Here is a 23315-nt window from a genome sequence, read left to right as displayed (position 1 = left end):
GAACGACGATGTCCGGCGAGACCACCCGCATCAACCTGCTGGACCTGGATGAGCCGGGTCTGCGCGAGTTTTTCGCCTCCATCGGCGAGAAGCCGTTTCGTGCCCAGCAGATCCTGCGGTGGGTCTACCACCACCAGGTCAGTGATTTCGAGCAGATGACTGACCTCGGCCTGGCTTTGCGGCAGAAGCTGTCATTGCTGGCCGAAATCCGTCCACCGGAAGTGGTTTCCGAGAAAATCTCCTCCGACGGTACGGTCAAGTGGCTCATGGGTCTCCCCGGCGGCAACGCCGTGGAGACCGTTTTCATCCCGGAGCCGGGCAGGGGCACGCTGTGCGTGTCTTCGCAGGTGGGCTGCGCGCTCAACTGCAGTTTCTGCTCCACCGGCGCGCAGGGCTTCAATCGCAACCTGACCACCGGCGAGATCATCGGCCAGGTCTGGCAGGCCGCGAAGGCCCTCGGCCACGAACGCAATGGTGAGCGCGCCATTACCAACGTGGTGATGATGGGCATGGGCGAGCCGCTGCTGAATTTTGACGCTGTTGCACCGGCCCTGTCGCTGATGCGCGACGACCTGGGCTTCGGCCTGGCCGCGCGCCGGGTCACGGTTAGCACCGCCGGCCTGGTGCCGGGCATCCGCCAGCTGCGCGAAACCGTCGACGTGGCGCTGGCCGTTTCACTGCACGCCCCGGTCGACGACCTGCGTGAAGAGCTGGTGCCGCTGAACCGCAAGTACCCGATTGCCGAGCTGATGCAGGCCTGCCAGGACTACGTCGACGGCAAGCACAAGCGCTCCATCACTTTCGAATACACCTTGATGGACGGCATTAACGACAGCCCGGAGCACGCCCGGCAGCTGGTCAAGCTGCTGCGCCGCGTGCCCAGCAAGCTGAACCTGATCCCGTTCAACCCGTTCCCGGGCACGGCCTACCGCTGCTCCACGCCGGAACGCATCGACCGCTTCCAGGACATCGTCCGCAAGGGCGGCCTGATCGCGACCGTGCGAAAGACGCGTGGGCAGGACATCGACGCCGCCTGTGGCCAGCTGGCCGGCAAGTTCCAGGACCGCACCCGTCGCAGTGAGCGCATCCGCCTGCGCCAGGTCGAGGAGACGCACTGACCCATGTTCCCAAGCCGCCTGATCGCCATCATGCTGACAACCGCCATCCTGGCGGGCTGCGCGAGTTCGCCTGATACCGACACCATGGGAGGCCCCACCGACCCGGCACGCCGGGCAGCCGAGATCAACACCCGGCTGGGTACCGAGTACATGAACCGGGGGCAGTACGAGATCGCGCTGGAAAAACTCAAGCGCGCCGTTCGCTCCGACAACGATTACGCCCCGGCACACACGGTCATCGCCGTGCTGTACGAGCGCATTGGTGAGTATGAGCTGGCGGGCAAGCATTACAAGGAAGCCGTGCGCGCCAAGCCCGATAGCGGCGACGCCAACAACAATTACGCGGCCTACCTGTGCCGCAGCAATCGCAGCCGCGAAGCGCAGGAATACTTCGAGCGCGCGCTGGATGACCCGTTCTACCGCACACCGGCCGTGGCTCTGGCCAATGCGGGTTCCTGCGCGCTAGAGCACGGGGACATGGACGCGGCGGAAAACTATCTGCGACAATCACTGAAGTACGATGCCGCGTTCCCGGACGCGTTGCTGTCCATGGCCGGCCTGAGTTACCGGAAGTCTGACTTCCTGCGGGCACGGGCCTTCCTGCAGCGTTACGAAGCGACCGGGACAACGTCGGTCGAAGGGCTGATGGTCGGGTATCGCGTCGAAACGAGGCTTAACAACCCGGAAGGCGCGAGCGCGTACCGAAACCAGATTTTTGATCGCTACCCGAACTCACCGGAAGCTGAGCAGATTCGCATGGGTACCACGGGATGAATGAACAACAACAAGACCTGATTCCATTGAGCCCCGGCGAACGCCTTCGGGCGGGTCGTGAGCATCGCGGTTTGTCCGAAGAGGACGTTTCGCGTTCATTGAAATGCAGCGTCGAGGTCATTCGCGCCATCGAGGCCGACAAGCATGCCCGGCTGGCGCCGGTGTATCGCCGCGGTTTCGTGCGTGCCTATGCCGAGTTTCTCGACATCGACCCGGCCCTGGTGCAGTCCGCCACCGACGAGACCTACGAGGAATCGTCCGCGTTACGCTCGGTGTTCCCCGAGGCGCGACAGCTGAAGTCTTCCGATCGCTGGCTGCGCGTCGCCAGCTACGCCCTGGCGTCTTTGCTGGTGGGCACGCTGGCCTGGCAGGTCACGCACGAGGCCGCCCGGTTGACGAATGTCGAGGGTGACAGCGTTTCGGCCGCGGGTACGATGACCCCGCCGCCCAGCGCCCATGTGTCGGCCTCCATCGCCTCGCTGGAGAGCCTGCGGGTTCCGGCCGCGGCCCGTGCCGGCGCAGGCCGCCAGGCCTGGCAGGCGGTTGATAACGGCCTGGCCAATGCGCCTTTGGCCGAGGGTGAACACCTGCTGGAGCTGCATGCGTCGGCCGACAGCTGGGTGGAAATCGTCGGCCCGGACGGCCAGCGCCTGGAGCGTGACCTGGTCCGAGGTGGCGAAAAACGCAGCTATCGTGGCCAGGCACCATTTGACCTGTCCATCGGCCGGTCCTCGGCCATCCAGTTGTTCCTGGATGGCGAATCCGTGGACCTCAGCGCCCATGCCCGCGAAGATGTCGCGCGGCTTCGCCTGGACCCGGCGGCTGCGCCGGCCGAGAGCGAGGAAGTAGCGGAACAGCCGCCCCAGGAATCCTGAAGCGTTCGCAAGAGCGCTTCCCGCAAGGCCCCAGTTCATGAGTTCAGCACCACGTTCAGTACGCGGAATGCACGATATTCCGCCCGCGGAAATGTCCACCTGGCAGCGCTTCGAGCGTGAGGCGCGCGCCGTTCTTGGCGCCTATGCCTTCGAGGAGATCCGCACGCCCATCGTTGAGAAGACCGCGGTGTTCACCCGCGCCATCGGTGAGGCCACCGACGTGGTCGAAAAAGAGATGTACACCTTCGAGGACCGCAATGGCGACAGCCTGAGCCTGCGGCCCGAAGGCACCGCCGGCGTGGTCCGCGCGGCGTTGCAGAACGGCCTGCTGTACGCCGCACCCATTCGGCTGTGGTACATGGGCCCGATGTTCCGGCACGAGCGGCCGCAGAAGGGCCGCACCCGCCAGTTTCACCAGGTGGGCGCGGAGGTCTTCGGCGCACCCGGCCCGGATGTCGATGCCGAGCTGCTGGCCATGGGCGAGCGCCTGTGGGCGCGCCTGGGCCTTGACGACGTCCAGCTGGAGATCAACAGCCTGGGTAATACCGACGAGCGCGTCGCCTACCGCGAGGCCCTGGTTGAATACATGTCGGCGCATGCCGAATCGCTGCCTGAAGACGCCCGCGAGCGCCTGGCGCGGAACCCGCTGCGCATTCTCGACTCGAAGGATCCGGACGTGCAGGCGCGCCTGGCTGACGCACCGGTGCTGGGTGATTTCCTCGGCGATGAGTCGCGGGCGCACTTCGACGGCCTGCGCGAGCGCCTGGATCGCCTGGGTATCGGATACCGGGTCAATCCCCGCCTGGTGCGCGGACTGGATTATTATTGCCACACGGTCTTCGAGTGGGTGACCCAGTCACTGGGTGCCCAGGGCACCATCTGTGCCGGCGGGCGTTATGATGGCCTGGTTGAGCTGCAGGGTGGCAAGCCCTGGCCGGCAACCGGTTTCGCGATGGGCGCCGAGCGTATCGTCGCGTTGATGAATGACCTGGGTGCCGGCGAAACCGTGGCGCCACATGCCTACGTGGTGGCCGTCGGCGATGTCGCCGGCCCGGAAGCGCAGCGCCTGGCCGAACAGTTGCGGGACGCCAATGGCGACCTGCGGGTGCAGATGAACGCCGGCGGCGGCAGCTTCAAGGCGCAATTCAAGCGTGCCGACCGCAGCGGCGCGCCGCTGGCGCTGGTTCTGGGCGATGACGAAGTCGCCGCGGGCCAGGTCACGGTCAAGCACCTGCGCGAAGACCTGCCCCAGGAGACGGTGTCCCTGGCGGATTTGAATCAATGGATCGATGCCTGGCTGGCGTCGGCGTAATCAATAGAGTGGAACGACATGGTTGAAGTTTACGATTCGGTAGAGCAGAGCGAACGCGTCAAGGGATGGCTGCGCGAAAACGGCGGCGCCATCATCATGGGGCTGGTGCTCGCTTTTGGCGGTCTTTTCGGTTTCAAGCAGTGGCAGGTCTGGGACCAGAACAAGTCGCAGCGTGCCTCGGCAGAATACGAGGTGCTGCTCGAAGAACTGGCCGAGGAGCGCCTGGACCCGGCGGTCGCCAATTTCGAGACCCTGAAGGCGGACCATGCCGGTTCCGCCTATACCCACCTGGCGGCACTGAGCATGGCCCGCGCGCGGGTCGAATCCGGCCAGGGTGAGCTGGCCGTGAGCCTGCTGGAATCGGTCATGAAATCGGGTGAGCCGGCGCCGCTGCGGGAAATCGCCCGCGAGCGCCTGGCCCGGCTGAAGATCGACCTGGGTGATGCCGAAGCCGCGCTGGCATTGATTGATGCCGCGCTCACCGAGACCGGCTTCGAGTCGCGTTACGCCGAAATCCGCGGCGACGCGCTGGCCGCGCTGGGCCGCAACGCCGACGCGATTGCCGCCTACACCGAGGCGCTGGAGCGGCAGGAGACCGGCATCGGCTTCCGCCCGCTGCTGGAAATGAAGCGTGACGCCCTCGAGGCCGACGCCGGGATGGAATCCTGATGCGATACCGTCTGCTGGCGGCCCTGCTGCTGGTTGTCGCGCTGCCGGGTTGCAGCTGGTTCAAGAGCTGGGGCGGCGACCCCAAGCCGGGTGAGCCGGCCGAACTGGTCGAGTTTGAACCGACCGTCGGCACCGATGAACTGTGGTCGCTCAGCGTGGGCGACGGCACCCGCCGCGGTACCCAGCAACTACGCCCGGTATACCGTGACGGCGTGCTGTACGTGGCCGATTACGAGGGCGAGCTGACCGCGGTCGACGCCATGTCCGGCAACCGCATCTGGCGCCTGAAGACGGAACTGCCGTTCAGCGGCGGCCCCGGCCTGGGGGCCTCGCTGGTGATCGTCGGTACCGAAAACGGCGAAGTCCACGCGTTTACGCCGGAAACCGGCACGCCGGTCTGGATCGCGCGCGTGTCATCGGAAATTCTCGCGGCGCCCACCGAGGCCGACGGCATTGTCGTCGTGCGCTCGATTGACGGCCGCGTGTTCGGCCTGGACGCCCGCAATGGCCGCCGGGTCTGGGTCTATGACCACAGCGTGCCGCTGCTTACCCTGCGGGGCAACGCCAACCCGCTGATCCGCGCCGGCATCGTCTACCTGGGTTATGACTCCGGTGAAGTGGTCGCGCTGCGCCTGGATGACGGTACCCTGGTCTGGGAACAGGCCGTGGTGACCCCGGAAGGCCGTAGCGAACTGGACCGCCTGGCGGACGTCGACGGGCAGATGGCCATTGTCGCGTCCGACCTGCTTGTCTCCAGCTTCAAGAACCGCGTGTCGTCCCTGGCGGCGGATTCCGGCCGCCTGCTGTGGTTCAAGGACGTGTCCTCGGCCACCGGCGTGACCGTGCTGCGCACCCACCTGGCCACCAGTGACGCCAACGGCCACGTCTGGCTGATGGATCGTCGCAACGGCACCACGCTGTGGAAGCAGGACGCGCTCAGCAACCGCGACCTGACCCGTCCCGCCATCTACGGCGACTACGTGGTCGTGGGCGACTACGACGGCTACCTGCACTGGATCGACCTGGAGACAGGTCACTTCGTGGCCCGCGACAAGCTCGGCGGCAAGGGTTTCAACGGCGCGCCGCTGGTGATAGGCGATACGCTGTACGTCTATACCCGCAAGGGCAAGTTGATCGCCTTGCGCGCCAACGCCGCCCTCTGAGCCCCGCATGCTGCCCGTCGTCGCCATTGTCGGCCGCCCCAACGTCGGCAAGTCGACGTTATTCAACGCACTCACGCGCACGCGTGACGCGCTGGTGGCGGACCTGCCGGGCGTTACCCGTGATCGCCAGTACGGCATCAGCCGGGTTGGCGAGCGCCCGCTGGTGCTCGTGGACACCGGCGGCCTGGTCTCCGGCGCCGAGGGCATCGATTACCTGACCGCGCACCAGGTGCACCAGGCCGTCGAGGAATCGACGCTGGTGCTGTTCGTGGTCAGCGCTCGTGACGGCCTGACCGCCGCCGACGAGGAAGTGGCCGAGGTCCTGCGCCAGAAGGGCGTCCCGGTGCTCCTGGTGGCCAACAAGACCGACGGCCTGGATGCCGATGTCGCCGTTGCCGATTTCGCCTCGCTGGGCCTGGGCGAGGCTGCGCAGGTGGCCGCCGCGCACCGTCGCGGCGTGGAAAAGCTCATGGGCCGCGTCGATGAGTTTCTCCCGCCCGCCGAACCCGAGGAACCGGAAGAGGACGAGCCCGACCGTCGCCGGCTGGCCATCGTCGGCCGCCCGAACGTCGGCAAGTCGACGCTGGTGAACCGCCTGCTGGGGGAAGAACGCGTCATGGCCTTCGACATGCCCGGCACCACGCGCGACACCATCACCGTGCAGTGGAACAAGAACGGGCTGGAATACGACCTGATCGACACCGCCGGCGTGCGGCGCCGCGCCAAGGTGCATGACGCGGTCGAAAAATTCAGCGTGATCAAGGCCCTGCAGGCCATTGAGCGCGCCCACGTGGTGATCCTGGTGCTCGACGCCCGTGAAGGCCTGACCGACCAGGACATGACCCTGCTGTCGCACGTGCTGGAACAGGGCAGGGGGCTGGTCATCGCGGTCAACAAGTGGGATGGCCTGGAAGACGACCACCGCAAGCAGGTGCTGGATGAACTCGATCGCAAGCTGGATTTCGTGCCGTGGGCGCGGCGGGTTCGCATCTCGGCGCTGCATGGCACCGGCATGGACATCCTGCTGCGCGCGGTCAATGACGCCTGGGAAAGCGCAACGCGCGAACTGCCGACGTCCGCGCTGACCCGCGTACTGATCAAGGCGTTTGAGGCCCACCAGCCGCCCATGAAGCAGGGCCGCACCGCGCGCCTGCGCTTTGCCCACATGGGCGGCAAGATGCCGCCGCGTATCGTCGTGCATGGCAACCGCGTCGACACCGTGCCGGTGTCCTACCGGCGCTACCTTGAAAACACCTTCATCAAGGCGTTCAAGCTGTCCGGCACGCCGGTCATCATTGACTTCCGCAGCGGCGACAACCCTTACAAGGACCGGCGCAACACGCTCACCGAGCGCCAGGTCAAGCGCCGCAAGCGCCTGAAGAAATTCACCAGCCGCAAGAAGGGCCGCTAGCCGCCAGCGTCGTCAGAACACCCAGGAGTTCAGGTTGCGTTCTACCTGGTGTGTCAGCAACGGGTCATTCGGCGTGACCTTTGACGGCCAGCACTCGATCAGTTCCCCGCGCCGGTCAAACAGGTACTTGTAGAAGTTCCAGCGCGGCGTGACGTCATCGCCATAGGTTTCACGCAGGGCATGGAACAGCGGGTGCGCGGCGTAGCCCATGACGCTGATCTTGCGCGTCAACGGAAACCGCACCCGGTATTCCTCCCAGGTGAGTTTGGCGATGTCTTCTTCGCTGCCCGGCTCGCGATGACCGAAATCATCACAGGGCAGGCCGATGATGACCAGTCCGCTTTCACGGTAATCATCGTAAATCCGTTGCAGTTGTGCGTACTGCGGCGCGAATTCACTTTCTGACGCGGTGTTGACCAGCAGAAGGGGCTGTCCGGTCCAGTTTTGCAGTCGTAATGGCGCGCCTCCAATGGACTGGAAAACGTATTCAAATACGTTCACGTATCCTCTCCCAGGGAATAGAGCCTTCCTACCAGTCTAGTCCACGATTCCGGAATCACAAACCAGTACAATGCGCGCGGTTGGAAACACTACTGATGACAGGAGCCTCCCATGACCGCGGAGATCATCGACGGCAAGGCCATCGCGGCCACCATTCGCGAAGAAATCAGGCAGGAAGTGGCCGCCATGCAGGCCGCCCACGGCCGCGTGCCCGGGCTGGCCACGGTGCTGGTCGGCGCGCGCAAAGACTCGGAAACCTACGTGCGCATGAAGAAGAAGGCCTGCGCCGAGGTGGGCATCGCGTCATTCGGCCATGAACTGCCCGCCGACATCAGCCAGGACGAGCTTCTGGCGGTTGTCGAAGGCCTGAACGCCGACCCGGCGGTTCACGGCATCCTGGTGCAGCTGCCGCTGCCGGACCATATCGATGACGAGGCCGTGCTGGCCGCGATCAGCCTGGAGAAGGACGTCGACGGCTTCCACCCGCTGAACATCGGTCGCCTGTCCATGAAGCGCCGCGACCCGCTGTTTGTGCCGTGTACGCCCAAGGGCTGCATCGAGCTGCTGGACCGCAGCGGCATCGAGATTTCCGGCCGCAACGCCGTGGTGCTGGGGCGCAGCAATATCGTCGGCCTGCCGGTCGCCATGCTGTTGCTGCATCGCAATGCCACGCTCACCGTCTGCCATTCACGCACCGCCGACCTGCCGGCCATGGTCCGCCAGGCGGATATCCTGATCGCCGCCGTTGGGCGTGCGGAAATGGTCAAGGGTGACTGGATCAAGCCGGGCGCCGCGGTTATCGATGTTGGCGTCAACGCCATCGATGACGCCAATGACCCGCGGGGTTACCGCCTGGTGGGTGACGTGGCCTTCGACGAGGCCCGTGAAGTGGCCGGCGCCATCACCCCCGTGCCCGGGGGTGTGGGCCCGATGACCATCGCCATGCTGCTGCGCAACACGACGGACGCCGCGGTTCGCGCCTTCGGCGGGTAGAACACCGGGCGGCTACTCGCGTTCGACGATTGCCGCCACGCCCATTCCACCGGCGGTGCAGACGGAGATCAGCCCGCGGCCGCCGCCTTCGTTGTCCATCAGCTGTGACAGCGTGCCCAGGATGCGCGCGCCAGTGGCGGCAAACGGGTGACCCACGGCCACGCTGCTGCCCTTGACGTTCATCTTCGAGCGGTCGATGGGCCCCAGCGGCTCGTCCAGCCCCAGGCGGTTGCGGCAGTAATCTTCTGATTCCCAGGCCTTGAGCGTGCACAACACCTGTGCGGCGAAGGCCTCGTGGATTTCGTAGTAGTCAAAATCCTGCAGTGACAGCCCGGTGCGCTGCAGCAGTTCCGCCACGGCCACGGTGGGCGCCATCAGCAGCCCCTCGTCGTTGACGAAGTCCACGGCGGCGGAGCGGCCGGTCACCAGCCAGGCCTGCACAGGCAGGTTGCGCTCGCGCGCCCACTCCTCGGAAGCCAGCAGCACGCCGGCGGCGCCGTCGGTCAGCGGCGTGCTGTTACCGGCGGTCAGAGTAGCGGCGTCATCCTTCGCGAATACGGTCTTCAGGCCGGCCAGCTTCTCCGCGCTGGTATCCGGGCGGACGTTGTTGTCACGCGCGGCGCCGCCCCAGGGCGTCACCAGCGGGTCGAAAAAGCCCTCGTTCCAGGCCTTCGCGGCGTTCAGGTGGCTGGTCGCGGCCAGTTCGTCCTGGTCCTCGCGGCGGATACCCCATTCGCGCGCCATGCGCTCACAGTGCTGGCCCATGGACATGCGCGTGCGCGGCTCGCCGTTGGCCGGCGGCACGGGCGCCAGTTCGGCCGGGGAGAAGCCCTTGAACACCTTCAGCTTGTCACCGAAGCTGCGCGCGCGACCCAGCTGCACCAGGCGCCTGGAGAACTTGGGCCCGAACACGATTGGCGGATCGGACGTGGTGTCGGTGCCGGCGGCAATGCCGCACTCGATTTGCCCGGCCGCAATCTTCGCGGCGATGCCCAGTGCCGCCTGCAGGCTGGTACCGCAGGCCTGTTGCAGCGTGATGCCGGGCGTCAGCGGGCTGAGCGTGGTGGACAGCACGGCCTCGCGCGCCAGGTTCCAGTCGCGCGAATGCGTGGTCACCGCACCGGCGACCACCTCGTCCAGTTGCACGCCGTCCAGGCCGAAACGGTCGGTCACGCCCTGCAGCGCGGCGGACAGCATGTCCATATTGCTGCGCGTGGCGTAGATGCTGTTGGAGCGGCAGAAGGGAATCCGGCTGCCGCCGATGATGGCGACCCGGCGCAGGGAATCAGTCATTGTCGTTCTCCGTGTCGGCTTCCAGGGTCGACAGGTAGTGCAGGGGGCCGCCGCGGAACGGCGCGAACCCGGTACCGAAAATCATCCCGGCATCCAGCACATCGCCATCCTCGACGATGCCGTCGGCCAGCGCCGCCTTGCACTCGTCAAAATAGGGTTGCATCAGCATCAGGGCGATCTCGTCCAGCTCATCTTCGCCGGCTGTGACCGAGCCCTTGGACGGCTTGCCCTTGTCCCATTTGTAGAAACCTTCGCCGGACTTCTTGCCCAGCTTGCCGGCGTCAACGTAGGACTGCAGCAGTTCGCGCTCGGCGCCGGAATCCTTGTCGCCCAGCGTGCCCAGCACGCCCAGGCCGATATCCAGCCCGACCACGTCGGCCAGTTCCACAGGACCCATCGGCATGCCGAAGCGCTCGGCCGCGGCATCCAGGTTCTCGGCGCTGACACCGCCGGTGTTGCGCATCCGGAAGGCCTTGATCAGGTATGGCGCCAGCACGCGGTTGACCAGGAAGCCGGGGCTGCTCTCCACCGGCAGCGGAAAGCGGCCAATCTGGTTGCAGAAGGCCGCGCCATCGAGCACGGCGCGGGCGTCGGTCGCATCACCATGCACGACTTCCACCAGCGGCATCTTCGCCACCGGGTTGAAAAAATGCAGGCCGATCAGGCGCTCGGGGCGTTCCAGGTCGGCCGCGAGTTCGGCCAGCGGGATGGCGGACGTGTTGGTCGCCAGCAGCGCGTGTGGCTGCAGTTTCGGCTCGATGGTCGCGTACAGCGCTTTCTTGGCCTCGGCGTTCTCGAAGATGGCCTCGATGACCACGTCGGCGAGGGCCGCGCCATCACCGGCCACGTCCGGCAACAGCCGGGACATGGCCCCGGCCACCTGGTCGGGCGTCTTCAGGCGCTTCTTGAACAGCGACTTGGCGCGCGCCAGGGCCGGCTCGATGTACTTCATTTCGCGGTCCTGCAGCGTGACCTCCAGGCCGCGGGTCACGCACCAGGCGGCGATATCACCACCCATGGTACCGGCGCCGACCACGTGCACGCGGCGGGCGCGGAACGGGCTCTTCTTGCCATAGCCTTTCAGTCGCTCGGTGAGCGCGTACACACGGCGCAGGTTGATCGAGGTATCGCTGGTGATCAGGCGGCCCACACGGACCACTTCCTCGGCCAGCATGGCATGCGGGTCGTCGCCACAGTCTTCCCAGGCGTCGATCAGTTCGAACGGCGCAGGGTAATGATCCGGATTGGCCTTGGCGGCGGTCTGCTTGCGCATCTGCCCGGCCAGGAGCTTGCGCACCGGCGCCATGCCCTGGACGCTGGCCATCCAGCCGGGCCCTTTGGACTTGCGCGCTTTCAATACCGCGCGGCGCGCGGCCCAGCGCGGCGAGCCGTGCTGCCCGACCAACTCGTCGACCAGGCCCTGGCCGCGTGCCGCGCGGGCACGCAGGTTGCGGGCCGACAGCATCAGAGGCATGGCCTTAAGTGCACCGCACTGGCGGACGCTGCGCGCACTGCCGCCGAACCCCGGGTAGATGCCCAGTTGTACCTCGGGAAAGCCCAGCCGGGTGTTGTCATCATCACGGGCGATGCGCCAGTCGAAACACAGCGCCAGTTCCAGCCCGCCACCCAGGCAGTAGCCCTCGATGATCACCGCGGTGGGGAAGGGCAGCGCCTCGATGCGGTTAAACAGCTGGTGGACATGGTGAATGAACTCGGACGCCTCGGCGGCGTTATCAACCTTGTCGAACTCGCGCACATCGGCGCCAACGATAAACGAGCCCTTCTTGGCCGATTGCAGCACCAGGCCAATGGGTGGTTCCGCTTCCAGCTGGCCAACAATGCGCTCAAGCTCCGTGAGCACCTCGCGCGACAGGCTGTTGGCGCTCTCGCCCTCGCGGTCGAGGCTGAGCCAGCAGATCCCGTCGAGGTCGCTGTCCAGTCGCCAGTGTCGATAACCGTTGTCACTCATGGAGATTCTCCGTCCATACGCCACAGAATGGTGGGCAATTATAGTGCTGCCGGAAGGGCTTCGCCAGAATACCGGAAAAATCTTGGCTCCTCATCCGCTTATGGTGTAAAATTCCCTGTTTGCCCAAGCGCCTTTGGCGGGTGAGCAGTGATGTCGCGGGAGTTTCCAGACTGGATCAACCCCTGGTTGGCCGCACAAGGCCGCAGGGATTTTGGCGGAACAATGCCATTGGTCCGTATGCCGCGCCTGCTCGAAATGGTCGAAGACGAGGGCGGCGAGGCCGAGTTCCGGCTTTCGGTCAGTTCGGATATCGACGGGCGGCCTGAACTGGATCTCTCGGTGAAGGCGGGGTTGACCCTAGTGTGCCAGGCCAGCCTGAAGCCCTACGTGGAAAACGTCGAGCGACGCACGGTGTTGACCGTGATCGCCGAAGAGGCGGAGATGGCCTTGTTGCCGGACAGCGCCGAGCCGGTGGTGGTCGACGAAGGCCGGGTGGCCCTGGCCACGCTGGTCGAAGATGAATTGATACTGGGGTTGCCGGTGGTACCGCGCAACCCCGAGTTTGCCGATGTGAATTTCAGCAGCGGCGAGCTGCCGGAACCCGAAGAGGATTCGGGTACACGGAAACCCTTTGCGGCGCTTGGTGACCTGGTCGGCAAGCAGCGCTAGTACGAATCGGTAAGAATTGGTAATAGGAGTCAGTAACATGGCTGTACAGAAAAGTCGTAAAACCCCTTCACGCCGCGGCATGCGGCGTTCGCACGACGCCCTGAAGGCGCCGACACTGTCCGTCGAGCCGACCACGGGTGAAACGCACCTGCGTCATCACGTCAGCCCCGAGGGCTACTACCGCGGCCGCAAGGTTGTGGATAGCCCCGTCGTGGAGTTCGACGACGAGGATTGAGGCCCTTAACGGCTTCAAACCCGATGCAATTGGACGACAGTAGCTGCCGCCGGCCCCCGGGTCGGCGGTTGTTTTGTTGCGCCTGAACGAAACCAATAGGGCAGGGAAGCGATGAACCTGGACAAGTCCAGCACCCTGGCACTCGACGTGCATGGCGGCGATCACGGGCCCAAGGTGACCGTGCCGGCCGCGGTGGATGCCTTGGCCGAATCCCCCGGACTGCGAATCATCCTGGTCGGGCGGCCGGACGAGATCGAGCCGTTGCTGGCCGGTGTCGATGCCGGTCTGCGGGACCGTCTCGTGATCGAGGCGACCAGTGAAGTCATCACGTCCGATGCCCGGCCGCGCGCCATCCTGCGCGCCGGCCCCGAGTTCAGTCTTTACCGCGCATTGCAGCTGGTCCACGAAGGGCGCGCACAGTCCTGTGTCAGCGCCGGCAATACCGTTGCACTGATGGCCCTGGGCGTGAAATTGCTGGGCGTGCTGCCCGGCGTCAGCCGCCCGGCGCTGATGTCACAGTTCCCCAATGCCGCCGGCACCGTCGGCATGCTGGACCTGGGTGCCAACCTGAATGTCGATGCCCGCCAGCTGGCGCAGTTCGCGTTCATGGGCGCCGAAGTGCGCCGCGCCGCGCACCCCGAGCGGCCCGCGTCGGTCGGTCTGCTCAACGTTGGTCACGAAGACGGCAAGGGCCACGCAGTGGTCCGCGAGGCGCACGAACTGCTGAAGGCCTCGGACCTCGACTACCGTGGTTTTATCGAGGGCCATGACATCTTCGAGGGCACCGTGGACCTGGCCGTGTGTGACGGTTTCGCCGGCAACCTGGTGCTGAAATCCAGCGAGGGCCTGGCGGCGATGCTGTTCGGCGAGTTCCGCAAGACGCTGGAGTCGACGTGGCGGTCACGCCTGGGCGCGTTGCTGGCCAAGCCGGCGCTCAAGGCCATGGTGGAACGTTTGGACCCCGCCAAGCATAATGGGGCACCGTTGCTCGGACTGAATGGCGTCCTCGTCAAAAGCCATGGCCGCTCCGGCCGGCTGGCGACGACCCAGGCCATTCTGGAAGCCGGGCAGGAGGCTCAACATCACGTGCCCGACCGCATCGAAGCGGTGATCAAAAAACACGAACGAGAGACAGCATCGTGAAATATTCCCGAATTATTGGCACCGGCAGTGGTCTGCCCGAAAAGGTGCTGACCAACGCCGAACTCGAAACCATGGTCGATACCACCGACGAGTGGATTCGTACGCGCACCGGCATCCGGGAGCGCCGGGTGGCCGCCGAGGGCGAGTACACCTCGGACATGGCGTTCCGCGCGGCCGAGAACGCCATCGAGGCCGCCGGCCTGTCGCCAAAAGACATCGACCTGATCATCGTCGGTACCACCACGCCCGACCTGGTGTTCCCGACCACCGCTGTGCTGCTGCAGCAGCGCCTGGGTCTGCCGCACGTGGGCGCCATGGACGTCAACGCGGCCTGCACCGGCTTCTTGTACGCGCTCAGCATCGCCGACAAGTTCATCAAGGTGGGCGACGCGAAACGCGCGCTGGTCATCGGCGCCGAGTCGATCACCCGCCTGGTCGACTGGAACGACCGTGGCACCTGCGTGCTGTTTGGCGACGGCGCCGGCGCGGTGGTGATCGAGGCCGCCGACGAACCCGGCATCATCTCCACGCATATTCACGCCAATGGCGAGCACGTCGACCTGCTGCGCACGAAGCGCGGCATTTCCACCGGTTTCGATTTCGACCTGCCGCGCGGCGGTATCAATATCGAGATGAAGGGCAACGAGGTGTTCAAGGTGGCGGTTCGCACCCTGGGCCGTATCGTTGACGAGACCCTCGACGCCAACGGCATGGACAAGTCCGAACTGGACTGGCTGGTGCCGCACCAGGCGAATATGCGCATTATTTCCGCCACCGCGAAGATGCTGGACATGACCATGGACCAGGTCGTGGTGACGGTTGACCGCCACGGCAACACCTCGGCGGCCTCGGTGCCGCTGGCACTGGACGAGGCCGTGCGTGACGGCCGTATCCAGCGTGGCCAGAACCTGCTGCTGGAAGCCTTCGGCGGCGGCTTTACCTGGGGCTCGGCCCTGGTGAGGTACTGAGATGGCCACGGCTTTCCTGTTCCCCGGCCAGGGTTCCCAGTCCGTCGGTATGCTCGCCGGGCTGGCCGACGATTTCCCGCAGGTGAAGGCGACCTTCGCCGAAGCTTCCGATGCCCTGGGTTTTGACCTGTGGGCACTGTGCCAGGACGGCCCGGAAGCGGACCTGAACCGCACCGAGAATACCCAGCCGGCCATGCTGGCGGGCGACATCGCCACCTGGCGAGCCTGGCGCGAGGCCGGCGGCCCGGTACCGGAATTCATGGCCGGGCACAGCCTGGGTGAATACGCGGCACTGGTTGCGGCCGGTGTGCTCGATTTCGCCGACGCCGCCCGCCTGGTCGCGCTGCGCGGCCGCCTGATGCAGGCCGCCACGCCGGAAGGCGTGGGCGCCATGGCCGCGATCATCGGCCTGGACGACGCCGTGCTGGAAAAAATCTGCGCCGGCATCAATGGCGACGAGATCGTTTCCTGTGCAAACTACAACGCCCCGGGGCAGGTGGTTATCGCCGGTCATCGCGGCGCCGTCGACAAGGCCTGTGAAGCCGCCTCGGAAGCGGGTGCGCGTCGCGCGTTACCGCTGCCGGTGAGCGTGCCGTCGCATTGCGCGTTGATGCGCGATGCCGCCGACGAGCTGGGTGAGGCCCTGGCGCAGATCACCATCAATGCGCCGGCCGTTCCGGTCTACCATAACGTGGATGTGGCCACGCATGACAGCGCCGACGAGATCGTCGAGGCGCTGGCGCGGCAGCTGTGGCAGCCGGTGCGCTGGACGGCGACCATCAACGCGCTGGGCAGCGCAGGCGCCACTCGCTTCGTCGAGTGCGGTGCGGGCAAGGTGCTGGCCGGGCTGAACCGCCGCATCAACCGCGACGCGGCCGTCACCGCGCTGGGCTCACGCGCCGACATCGAACAACTAATTGGAGAGCTGCAAGCATGAGCGAAGCCACTGAAACCCGCGTCGCCCTGGTCACGGGCGCCAGCCGTGGCATCGGCGCCGCCATTGCCGACACGCTGGCCGCGCGGGGTGACCGCGTATTCGGTACCGCCACCAGCGAAGCCGGTGCGGCCGTCATCAGCGAGCGCCTGGGCGCCATCGCCGCCGGCAGTGAAGGGCGCGTGCTGGACGTCAACGACGCCGACGCGGTCACCGACCTGGTCGGCGAGATCAGCAAAAGCGCCGGTGCGCCGGTCATCCTGGTGAACAACGCCGGCATCACCCGCGACACGCTGCTGATGCGCATGAAAGACGAAGACTGGGATGCCGTGCTGGACACCAACCTGCGCTCAGCATTTCGCCTGAGCCGCGCCTGCCTGCGTGGCATGATGAAGGCGCGCTACGGCCGCATCGTCAACATCGCATCGGTGGTGGGCGCGATGGGCAACCCGGGCCAGGTCAACTACTGCGCGGCCAAGGCCGGCATGGAAGGTTTCGCCCGCTCGCTGGCGCGCGAAATCGCCGCCAGGGGCGTGACGGTCAACACCGTCGCACCGGGCTTTATCGACACCGACATGACCCGGGAGCTGGGCGAGGAACAGCGCGATTCACTGCTGTCCGGCATCCCCATGCAGCACCTGGGCCAGGCACAGGACATCGCCGACGCGGTGGCGTTTCTCGCCTCCGACGCGGCCAGCTACATCACGGGCCATACATTGCACGTCAACGGCGGCATGTACATGGGCTGAATTTCCATGCGCCAGCGCATGGTTACAAACTGGAAGCGGAGCAGGACAATGGATAAAATTGCGACCCACTTCCCCCTGACTGAAGGAAATCAATCAAAATGAGCAGCATTGAAGAGCGCGTCCGCAAGATCGTCGTCGAACAACTGGGTGTGAAAGAAGACGAAGTTACCGCCAACGCTTCTTTCGTTGACGACCTGGGCGCCGACTCCCTGGACACCGTTGAACTGGTGATGGCCCTCGAAGAAGAATTCGAGTGCGAAATTCCGGACGAGGAAGCTGAGAAGATCACCAGCGTCCAGCAGGCCATCGACTACGTCAATTCACACAGCGATTGATTCGCCGACAGGCGGAAACAGTCTCAGGAGTGGAACGTCACGGCCGGCGCCTAGCCGGCCGTCATTCTTTATATCGAGGTCAGTATCGTGTCTAAACGTCGAGTCGTCGTCACCGGTATGGGGATTGTTTCCCCGGTTGGAAACACCCTCAAGGATGCCTGGAGCGCCATCACCGAAGGCCAGAGCGGAATCGGAGAAATCCAGGAGTTCGACGCCTCGGCGATGAACACCCGCATCGCCGGTGAAATCAAGGATTTCGAAGTCACCGACTGGATTTCACCCAAGGATGCCAAGAAGTTCGACAAGTTCGTGCATTACGGCATGGCGGCCTCGATGATGGCGCTGGCCGACGCCGGCATCGACGCCGAGGGCGAGCACGGTATCCCGGCCCCGCGCATTGGCGCGGCCGTGGGTGCGGGCATCGGCGGTATCCGCACCATCGAGAAGACCACGGAGTCGTACCTGAATGGCGGCCCGCGCAAGGTCAGCCCGTTCTTCATCCCGGGCTCCATCGTCAACATGATCGGCGGTTACCTGTCCATGCAGTACAACCTGCAGGGGCCCAACATCGCCATCGTCACGGCCTGCACCACGGCGACCCACAACATCGGTTCGGCCATGCGCATGATCCAGTACGGCGATGCCGACGTCATGGTCGCCGGTGGCGCCGAGTACGCGACTACGCCCACGGCGATTGCCGGTTTTGGCTCCGCGCGCGCCATGTCCACCCGCAACGACGACCCGCACGGCGCCAGCCGCCCGTGGGACGAGGGCCGCGACGGCTTCGTGCTGTCTAACGGCGCCGGCGTGCTGGTGCTGGAAGAACTGGAACACGCGAAGGCCCGTGGCGCCAACATCTACGCCGAGGTCAAGGGTTTCGGCATGAGTGGCGACGCCCACCACATGACCGCGCCGCCGGAAGACGGCAACGGCGCCGCCCGCTGCATGGCCACGGCGCTGGCCGATGCCGGCATGGCGCCGGAAGACATCGATTACATCAACGCCCACGGCACCTCTACGCCGCTGGGCGACCTGGCCGAGGCGCGCGCCGTGCACACGGTGTTTGGCCACGCGGCCGATTCCATCGCTGTGAGCTCGACCAAGTCCATGACCGGCCACCTGCTGGGCGCCGCCGGTGGCGTTGAAGCCATCTTCAGCCTGCTGGCCCTGCGCGACGGTGTCCTGCCGCCGACCATCAACCTGGAGAACCCCAGCGAGGGTTGCGACCTGGACTTCGTGCCCAACGAGGCCCGCCAGGCGCCCGTCAAGGCGGCGCTGTCCAACTCCTTCGGTTTTGGCGGCACCAACGGCAGCCTGGTTTTTGCCCGCCTGGATGACTGATCGACAGCCGTGACGGCGCCACGGCCCGTCACGCTTGACCGTGTCCCGGACCTGGTCGCCCTGTCGGCGACCCAGTCCGGGACCTATCCTTTCCTGCTCGACAGCGCGGCCACGGGTCACCTGGGCCGTTACAGCCTGTTGCTGCGCCATACCGGCGAGTCCCTGGTCAAGACGCGGCAGGGTAGCGACTCAACCGTGTTCCTCGCGGAACTTAAAGCCACGCTGGCGGCATCCAGTGCGCCACACGATGCTGAATCCACGCTGCCATTTATCGGCGGCTGGTTCATCTACCTGGGCTACGAACTGGCCGCCGAGATCGAGCCGGTGCTGGAGTTGCCGGCCAGCCCCGACGGCCTGCCGGTGGCCATCGCCGCGCGCTGTGACGGCGCCGTGATCGTCGAGCATGGCGACCAGCCAACCGCCTTCGTCATCGCCGAAAGCGACAAAACGCTGGCGGCCATGCTGGCGGATATCGCACATGCCCAGGGTGACGTCGCCGGTGATCCTGCACGGCGTGACAGCGCGGCCACAGACAATGTCGACATCGCCGAACTGCGAGCCGAACCCGCCGCGGAATTCGAAGCCTCGGTCCGCAGGATCCACGAATACCTGCTCGACGGCGACGTGTTCCAGGTGAACCTTTCACGCGGCTGGCAGGGCCGTTTCAGCCGGACGGTCGATGCCAGCCATCTCTACCGCCGCCTGGCCCGCGCCAACCCGGCGCCGTTCGCCGGCATGATGCGCTGGGGCGACCGCGTGCTGATGAGTTCGTCACCGGAACGCCTGGTCGAAGTCCGGGGGCGCGAGGTACAGACCCGACCGATTGCCGGCACCCATCCCCGCGGCGCCGACGCGGAGTCCGACCGGGCCCTGCGCCAGGCAATGATTGACCACCCCAAGGAACGCGCCGAGCACATCATGCTGATCGACCTGGAACGCAACGACCTGGGCCGCGTCTGTGAGCCGGGCAGCGTGGAGGTGGATGAGCTGATGGTGGTGGAGTCCTACGCCCACGTACACCACATTGTTTCCAATGTCCGTGGCCGGCTACGTGACGGCCAGGACGCCGTCGACGTGATCCGGGCGGTGTTCCCCGGTGGCACCATCACCGGCTGCCCCAAGGTACGCTGCATGCAGATCATCGCCGAGCTAGAAGGGCAGGGTCGGGGTTACTATACCGGGGCCATGGGCTATATCGATCACAGGGGACACATGGACCTGAACATACTCATTCGCAGCCTGGTCACCGACGGCACCGGTTTTCGTTTCCGTACCGGCGCGGGCATCGTGGCTGATTCCGACCCCGCGCGGGAGGTCGAGGAAACCCGCCACAAGGCGCGCGGGCTGATGCGGGCGCTGGGCGCCACGGGAGAAGGTGAATGAGCGAATCCGGATTCGAATGCCTGGTGAATGGCGAAGTCTCCGACTGGGTCAGGGCCAGTGACCGCGGCTTTGCCTACGGCGACGGGCTGTTCGAAACCTTCGCTGTGGAGCAGGGCAGGCCACGCTTCTGGCAGGCCCATATCGACCGCCTGGGCCGCGGCTGTGAAACGCTGGGGCTGGCCATGCCGCCACAGGAGTTGTTGCTGCGCGAAGTGCGCACGGCGGCCACCGGCCAGTCCCGCTGCGTGGTCAAGGTAGTGCTGACCCGCGGTGTGGGTGGCCGTGGTTATGCGCCTGCCGAAGGGCTCTCGACCACACGGGTGGTGAGCTCACATCCCTTTCCAGATGGCCTGGAAGAACTGGCCCGCGGTGGGGTCCGGGCGCGCACCTGCGACCTGCGGCTGGCTTTGCAGCCGGCCCTGGGGGGCATTAAGCACCTGAACCGCCTGGAGCAGGTGCTGGCGGCGCGCGAAATGGCTGCGCATCCGGGCCTGGAAGGCATCCTGGTGAACCAGGAGGGCTTCCTGATCAGCGGCCTGCAGGCCAACCTGTTCCTGGTCGTAGGGCGCACCCTGCTGACGCCGCGCATGGACCGTTGCGGCATCCGTGGCGTACTTCGCGGCCTGCTGCTGCGTGACTTCAAGTCCCGGGCCGAACTGCGCCGCATCCATCCCGGCATGCTCGAGGAGGTCGACGAAGTGTTCCTGTGCAGCGCGCTGCGCGGCATCACCCCGGTCACGGCCATCGACGAGCACGAGTGGCGCATCGGCGCCGTCACGCGGGAGATGCAGGAATGGTTCGAGGCCCGCAAGGCGGCCACATGACCCAGGGTTCACGCTGGTCGGCCGGCCGCGTTGTCGTGGTCGCGCTACTGTCCCTGGTCGTGCTGCTGGCCGGCGTGGCTGCGTTCGGCTGGGGCCAGTACCGCGCCTTCCTCGACCGGCCCCTGGACGTGCCGGCCGCGGGCCTGGTGCTCGAAGTCCAGCGCGGAGACCACCTGGGGCGGGTGGTCGAGTACCTGGAAACACAAGGCGCGACGCGCAATGACTGGCGCTGGCGACTGCTGGCGCGCCTGCAACCGGCTACCATCCAGGCCGGCGAGTTCATGGTCCCGGCCGGTACACGGCCGCTGGACCTGGTCCAGCGTCTGGAAAGCGGCGAGGTGATCCAGCATCGTTTCACCATCGTCGAGGGCTGGCGCTACCGTGATCTGGCCAAGGCCCTGCTGGCCGAACCCCGGCTGGCCGTCGACCCGGCGCTATTGGCCGAGGACGCGGTGATGGCGACCATCGGCGCCGAGGAGGCCCACCCGGAAGGCTGGTTCCTGCCGGAAACCTATGCCTGGGTTGCTGGTGATACTGCCATCGACCTGCTGCGCCGCGCGCATGGCGCCATGCGTGACGCGCTGGCCGCCGAATGGAGCGACCGGGACCCGGATGCACCGCTGGATAGCGCCTATGAGTTGCTGATCCTGGCCTCCATTGTCGAGAAGGAGACCGCGGTGGCCAGCGAACGGGCCGAGGTCGCCGGCGTGTTTGCCCGGCGTTTGTCCGCACGCTGGCGGCTGGAAACCGATCCCACGGTCATCTACGGGCTGGGCGACCAGTTCGACGGCGACATCCGCTATCGCGACCTGCGGGCCGACACGCCGTACAACACCTACACGCGCTACGGCCTGCCGCCCACGCCCATTGCGCTGCCAGGCCGAAAGGCATTGGCCGCCACGGCCAGGCCCGCCGCCGGTACCGCCATGTTCTTTGTCGCCGATGGCCGCGGTGGCCACGTGTTCTCCGATACCCTGGAAGAGCACAATCGCGCCGTGCGCGCCTACCTCGACCAGACCCGGGATGGCGGCTGAATGAACGAGATAACGGCAACCGGGCGCGGGCTCTTTATCACGCTGGAGGGCGGCGAAGGCGCGGGCAAGACCACGCAGCTGGCGTTCATCCGTGACTGGTTCGAACACCGCGGGCACACCGTGCAGGTGACCCGCCAGCCCGGTGGCACACCGCTGTCGGAACGCATCCGTGAGCTGCTGCTGGACCCGGCGCAGGGCGACATGACCCCGCTGGCCGAGTTGTTGCTGCTGTTCGCCGACCGGGCCCAGTTCCTGGCCGACGTGGTGCGCCCTGCGCTGGCGCGCGGCGAGGTGGTGCTGTGCGACCGTTTCACCGACTCCACCCGCGCCTACCAGGGGGGTGGCCGCGGCATGGCAGCCGATACCATCGAGACGCTGGCGCGGCTGGTCCATGGCGACGTTGAACCGGACCTGACCCTGCTGCTGGACCTGCCGGTCGAAACCGGCATGGCCCGTGCAGGCGCGCGCGGCGAGGCCGACCGCATGGAATCGGCCGGCATGGCCTTCCACGAAGCGGTGCGGCGCGCCTACCGAGACCTGGCAAAGGGCGAGCCCGAACGCGTAAAGCTTATCGACGCCTCAGCCAGTGCCGCAGAGGTCAGCCGCGCCATCAACGAGATCTTGGAGCAGATTCATGTTTGACACCGAACCCTGGCTGCAACTGGCCTGGCAGGCGTTCGTCACCCGCCTGTCGCAGGACCGGGTGCCACACGCGCTGCTGCTGGCCGGCCCGCTGGGCATCGGCAAGGGCGCGCTCGCGCGCCGCATCAGTGCCGCGCTGCTGTGTATCGAGCCCCGGGACAATGGTGATGCCTGCGGCGATTGCCGCTCCTGTCGGCTGGTCAGCAGCGGCGCCCACCCGGAATGGCTGCGGCTGGAGCGCCAGGAGGACCGGACGGCGATCATCATCGAGGACCTGCGCGAGTTCACCCGCCGCATCAGCCTGTCGTGCTCCATCAGCCCGCGCAAGGTGGCCGTGGTCGAACCCGCGGACGAAATGAACAGGCAGACGCAGAACGCGCTGCTGAAGACCCTGGAAGAGCCCCCGGGCGACACGGTGATGGTCCTGGTCTGCCACGACCCGTCGCGCTTGCCAGCGACCATACGCAGCCGCTGCCAGTGGCTGGACGCGAAGGCGCCGACGGCCGACGAGACCCGCGAGTGGCTGCTGCAGCAGGACGAGGCCAAGGCCACCCCAGAGCTGGTTGATGCGGCCCTGGACGCCTCCGGCGGACGGCCGCTACTGGCGCGTTACCTGCTGAAGGAGCCCGAGGTACTGGCCGGCTACCCGAAGATGGGCAAGGCGCTGGCGACGGTGCTGGCCGCACCGGGCAAATCGGGCGCCGCGGCCGGCTACCTTGCGGGCATCCCCATGGACCTGATGTGGACCTGGCTGTCCCGGCACGCCGCCGAGGCCCTGCGTGCGGCGCTGGGTGCGGGCCAGCCGACCTGGCTTGGCGGTGCCGCGGGGCGGCTGGATCCGGCCTGCGTGGCCGGCCTGCAGCGACGCGCCGACCGCCATGTCACCACCGTGGTGGGCAGTTCGCTCAGACAGGACTTACTTTTGCAGGATTGGTTGCTAGAATGGGGCCGCCAGCGCGGCCATGACGCCGCCACCTGAT

Annotated in this window: 24 protein-coding genes; 21 read left to right on the top strand and 3 right to left on the bottom strand. The window is 66.2% G+C overall.

The features are described 5' to 3' along the window. Positions 1 to 8 precede the first annotated feature (8 nt). The 7 genes from rlmN to der are packed head-to-tail and all read left to right on the top strand — an operon-like array spanning position 9 to position 7322. Positions 9 to 1118, top strand: a complete 1110-nt coding sequence (gene rlmN / locus F3N42_RS07620; protein WP_150863820.1) for a 23S rRNA (adenine(2503)-C(2))-methyltransferase RlmN — start codon at positions 9 to 11, stop codon at positions 1116 to 1118. A gap of 3 nt (positions 1119 to 1121) precedes the next feature. Further along, entirely contained in the window at positions 1122 to 1892 is a 771-nt protein-coding gene (gene pilW / locus F3N42_RS07615) for a type IV pilus biogenesis/stability protein PilW (protein WP_150863819.1), read from the top strand. Continuing rightward, the gene (locus F3N42_RS07610; RefSeq protein ID WP_150863818.1) at positions 1889 to 2767 is read left to right on the top strand and encodes a RodZ domain-containing protein; all 879 of its coding nucleotides are present in this window, start codon (positions 1889 to 1891) and stop codon (positions 2765 to 2767) included. The genes pilW and F3N42_RS07610 overlap by 4 nt, the downstream gene beginning before the upstream one ends. Before the next feature lie 37 nt (positions 2768 to 2804). After that, positions 2805 to 4079, top strand: a complete 1275-nt coding sequence (gene hisS, locus F3N42_RS07605; RefSeq protein ID WP_150863817.1) for a histidine--tRNA ligase — start codon at positions 2805 to 2807, stop codon at positions 4077 to 4079. An 18-nt stretch (positions 4080 to 4097) separates the two neighbouring features. Then, complete coding sequence (locus tag F3N42_RS07600) at positions 4098 to 4748, top strand: YfgM family protein (protein WP_150863816.1); 651 nt, start codon at positions 4098 to 4100, stop codon at positions 4746 to 4748. Beyond that, positions 4748 to 5911: an outer membrane protein assembly factor BamB gene (gene bamB, locus F3N42_RS07595; protein WP_150863815.1), complete on the top strand. Its 1164-nt coding sequence runs from the start codon at positions 4748 to 4750 to the stop codon at positions 5909 to 5911. The genes F3N42_RS07600 and bamB overlap by 1 nt, the downstream gene beginning before the upstream one ends. Before the next feature lie 7 nt (positions 5912 to 5918). Continuing rightward, entirely contained in the window at positions 5919 to 7322 is a 1404-nt protein-coding gene (der, locus tag F3N42_RS07590) for a ribosome biogenesis GTPase Der (RefSeq protein WP_150863814.1), read from the top strand. Between the two features lie 12 nt (positions 7323 to 7334). Here the strand turns inward: der and F3N42_RS07585 are convergent, their stop codons facing one another. Then, complete coding sequence (locus F3N42_RS07585; protein ID WP_150863813.1) at positions 7335 to 7823, bottom strand: glutathione peroxidase; 489 nt, start codon at positions 7821 to 7823, stop codon at positions 7335 to 7337. A gap of 111 nt (positions 7824 to 7934) precedes the next feature. Between F3N42_RS07585 and folD the strand changes: the two genes are divergently transcribed. After that, positions 7935 to 8816, top strand: a complete 882-nt coding sequence (folD, locus tag F3N42_RS07580) for a bifunctional methylenetetrahydrofolate dehydrogenase/methenyltetrahydrofolate cyclohydrolase FolD (RefSeq protein ID WP_150863812.1) — start codon at positions 7935 to 7937, stop codon at positions 8814 to 8816. A gap of 12 nt (positions 8817 to 8828) precedes the next feature. Here the strand turns inward: folD and F3N42_RS07575 are convergent, their stop codons facing one another. Both F3N42_RS07575 and F3N42_RS07570 read right to left on the bottom strand, forming a co-directional pair. Next, on the bottom strand, positions 8829 to 10109 hold the full coding sequence (locus tag F3N42_RS07575) for an acetyl-CoA C-acetyltransferase (protein ID WP_150863811.1): 1281 nt from the start codon (positions 10107 to 10109) through the stop codon (positions 8829 to 8831). Further along, positions 10102 to 12078 carry a 3-hydroxyacyl-CoA dehydrogenase NAD-binding domain-containing protein gene (locus tag F3N42_RS07570; RefSeq protein WP_150863810.1) on the bottom strand — a complete coding sequence of 659 codons (1977 nt, stop codon included), beginning with the start codon at positions 12076 to 12078 and terminating at the stop codon, positions 10102 to 10104. The genes F3N42_RS07575 and F3N42_RS07570 overlap by 8 nt, the downstream gene beginning before the upstream one ends. A gap of 222 nt (positions 12079 to 12300) precedes the next feature. Here F3N42_RS07570 and F3N42_RS07565 point away from each other — a divergent pair, with 222 nt between their 5' ends. The 13 genes from F3N42_RS07565 to holB all read left to right on the top strand — a co-directional run bounded on the left by F3N42_RS07565 (position 12301) and on the right by holB (position 23314). Next, a complete protein-coding gene (locus F3N42_RS07565) occupies positions 12301 to 12747 on the top strand; it encodes a YceD family protein (RefSeq protein ID WP_191621297.1) in 447 nt (148 codons plus the stop codon). Positions 12748 to 12784: 37 nt separating this feature from the next. Beyond that, positions 12785 to 12982 carry a 50S ribosomal protein L32 gene (gene rpmF, locus F3N42_RS07560; protein WP_150863808.1) on the top strand — a complete coding sequence of 66 codons (198 nt, stop codon included), beginning with the start codon at positions 12785 to 12787 and terminating at the stop codon, positions 12980 to 12982. A gap of 111 nt (positions 12983 to 13093) precedes the next feature. Then, on the top strand, positions 13094 to 14125 hold the full coding sequence (gene plsX, locus F3N42_RS07555) for a phosphate acyltransferase PlsX (protein ID WP_150863807.1): 1032 nt from the start codon (positions 13094 to 13096) through the stop codon (positions 14123 to 14125). Then, positions 14122 to 15093, top strand: a complete 972-nt coding sequence (locus tag F3N42_RS07550) for a beta-ketoacyl-ACP synthase III (RefSeq protein ID WP_150863806.1) — start codon at positions 14122 to 14124, stop codon at positions 15091 to 15093. The genes plsX and F3N42_RS07550 overlap by 4 nt, the downstream gene beginning before the upstream one ends. A 1-nt stretch (position 15094) precedes the next feature. Next, positions 15095 to 16030, top strand: a complete 936-nt coding sequence (gene fabD, locus F3N42_RS07545; protein WP_150863805.1) for an ACP S-malonyltransferase — start codon at positions 15095 to 15097, stop codon at positions 16028 to 16030. Next, a complete protein-coding gene (gene fabG / locus F3N42_RS07540; RefSeq protein WP_150863804.1) occupies positions 16027 to 16776 on the top strand; it encodes a 3-oxoacyl-ACP reductase FabG in 750 nt (249 codons plus the stop codon). The genes fabD and fabG overlap by 4 nt, the downstream gene beginning before the upstream one ends. Positions 16777 to 16874: 98 nt before the next feature. Next, entirely contained in the window at positions 16875 to 17111 is a 237-nt protein-coding gene (gene acpP, locus F3N42_RS07535; protein WP_150863803.1) for an acyl carrier protein, read from the top strand. 87 nt (positions 17112 to 17198) lie between these two features. Continuing rightward, positions 17199 to 18452 carry a beta-ketoacyl-ACP synthase II gene (gene fabF / locus F3N42_RS07530; protein WP_150863802.1) on the top strand — a complete coding sequence of 418 codons (1254 nt, stop codon included), beginning with the start codon at positions 17199 to 17201 and terminating at the stop codon, positions 18450 to 18452. A gap of 9 nt (positions 18453 to 18461) precedes the next feature. Further along, complete coding sequence (locus tag F3N42_RS07525) at positions 18462 to 19835, top strand: aminodeoxychorismate synthase component I (RefSeq protein WP_150863801.1); 1374 nt, start codon at positions 18462 to 18464, stop codon at positions 19833 to 19835. Further along, positions 19832 to 20659, top strand: coding sequence for an aminodeoxychorismate lyase (gene pabC / locus F3N42_RS07520; RefSeq protein WP_150863800.1), 828 nt, complete (start codon positions 19832 to 19834; stop codon positions 20657 to 20659). The genes F3N42_RS07525 and pabC overlap by 4 nt, the downstream gene beginning before the upstream one ends. Beyond that, complete coding sequence (gene mltG / locus F3N42_RS07515; RefSeq protein ID WP_150863799.1) at positions 20656 to 21693, top strand: endolytic transglycosylase MltG; 1038 nt, start codon at positions 20656 to 20658, stop codon at positions 21691 to 21693. The genes pabC and mltG overlap by 4 nt, the downstream gene beginning before the upstream one ends. Beyond that, positions 21694 to 22335 (top strand): dTMP kinase, encoded by a 642-nt coding sequence (gene tmk, locus F3N42_RS07510; protein WP_150863798.1) that lies wholly within the window; start codon positions 21694 to 21696, stop codon positions 22333 to 22335. Then, a complete protein-coding gene (holB, locus tag F3N42_RS07505; protein ID WP_150863797.1) occupies positions 22328 to 23314 on the top strand; it encodes a DNA polymerase III subunit delta' in 987 nt (328 codons plus the stop codon). The genes tmk and holB overlap by 8 nt, the downstream gene beginning before the upstream one ends. Position 23315: the final 1 nt, after the last annotated feature.

The organism is Marinihelvus fidelis (genome assembly GCF_008725655.1).
Taxonomy (GTDB): Bacteria; Pseudomonadota; Gammaproteobacteria; order Xanthomonadales; family SZUA-36; genus Marinihelvus; species Marinihelvus fidelis.
Note: the sequence above shows the minus strand (reverse complement) of the source record. Positions and strands in the feature narration are given on the sequence as shown.

Bases quoted from the DNA above. Each gene is read 5' to 3' on its own strand.
- rlmN (WP_150863820.1), top strand. From the start codon at position 9: ATGTCCGGCGAGACCACCCGCATCAACCTGCTGGACCTGGATGAGCCG.
- pilW (WP_150863819.1), top strand. From the start codon at position 1,122: ATGTTCCCAAGCCGCCTGATCGCCATCATGCTGACAACCGCCATCCTG.
- F3N42_RS07610 (WP_150863818.1), top strand. From the start codon at position 1,889: ATGAATGAACAACAACAAGACCTGATTCCATTGAGCCCCGGCGAACGC.
- hisS (WP_150863817.1), top strand. From the start codon at position 2,805: ATGAGTTCAGCACCACGTTCAGTACGCGGAATGCACGATATTCCGCCC.
- F3N42_RS07600 (WP_150863816.1), top strand. From the start codon at position 4,098: ATGGTTGAAGTTTACGATTCGGTAGAGCAGAGCGAACGCGTCAAGGGA.
- bamB (WP_150863815.1), top strand. From the start codon at position 4,748: ATGCGATACCGTCTGCTGGCGGCCCTGCTGCTGGTTGTCGCGCTGCCG.
- der (WP_150863814.1), top strand. From the start codon at position 5,919: ATGCTGCCCGTCGTCGCCATTGTCGGCCGCCCCAACGTCGGCAAGTCG.
- folD (WP_150863812.1), top strand. From the start codon at position 7,935: ATGACCGCGGAGATCATCGACGGCAAGGCCATCGCGGCCACCATTCGC.
- F3N42_RS07575 (WP_150863811.1), bottom strand. From the start codon at position 10,109: ATGACTGATTCCCTGCGCCGGGTCGCCATCATCGGCGGCAGCCGGATT.
- F3N42_RS07570 (WP_150863810.1), bottom strand. From the start codon at position 12,078: ATGAGTGACAACGGTTATCGACACTGGCGACTGGACAGCGACCTCGAC.
- F3N42_RS07565 (WP_191621297.1), top strand. From the start codon at position 12,301: ATGCCATTGGTCCGTATGCCGCGCCTGCTCGAAATGGTCGAAGACGAG.
- rpmF (WP_150863808.1), top strand. From the start codon at position 12,785: ATGGCTGTACAGAAAAGTCGTAAAACCCCTTCACGCCGCGGCATGCGG.
- plsX (WP_150863807.1), top strand. From the start codon at position 13,094: ATGAACCTGGACAAGTCCAGCACCCTGGCACTCGACGTGCATGGCGGC.
- fabD (WP_150863805.1), top strand. From the start codon at position 15,095: ATGGCCACGGCTTTCCTGTTCCCCGGCCAGGGTTCCCAGTCCGTCGGT.
- fabG (WP_150863804.1), top strand. From the start codon at position 16,027: ATGAGCGAAGCCACTGAAACCCGCGTCGCCCTGGTCACGGGCGCCAGC.
- acpP (WP_150863803.1), top strand. From the start codon at position 16,875: ATGAGCAGCATTGAAGAGCGCGTCCGCAAGATCGTCGTCGAACAACTG.
- pabC (WP_150863800.1), top strand. From the start codon at position 19,832: ATGAGCGAATCCGGATTCGAATGCCTGGTGAATGGCGAAGTCTCCGAC.
- mltG (WP_150863799.1), top strand. From the start codon at position 20,656: ATGACCCAGGGTTCACGCTGGTCGGCCGGCCGCGTTGTCGTGGTCGCG.
- tmk (WP_150863798.1), top strand. From the start codon at position 21,694: ATGAACGAGATAACGGCAACCGGGCGCGGGCTCTTTATCACGCTGGAG.
- holB (WP_150863797.1), top strand. From the start codon at position 22,328: ATGTTTGACACCGAACCCTGGCTGCAACTGGCCTGGCAGGCGTTCGTC.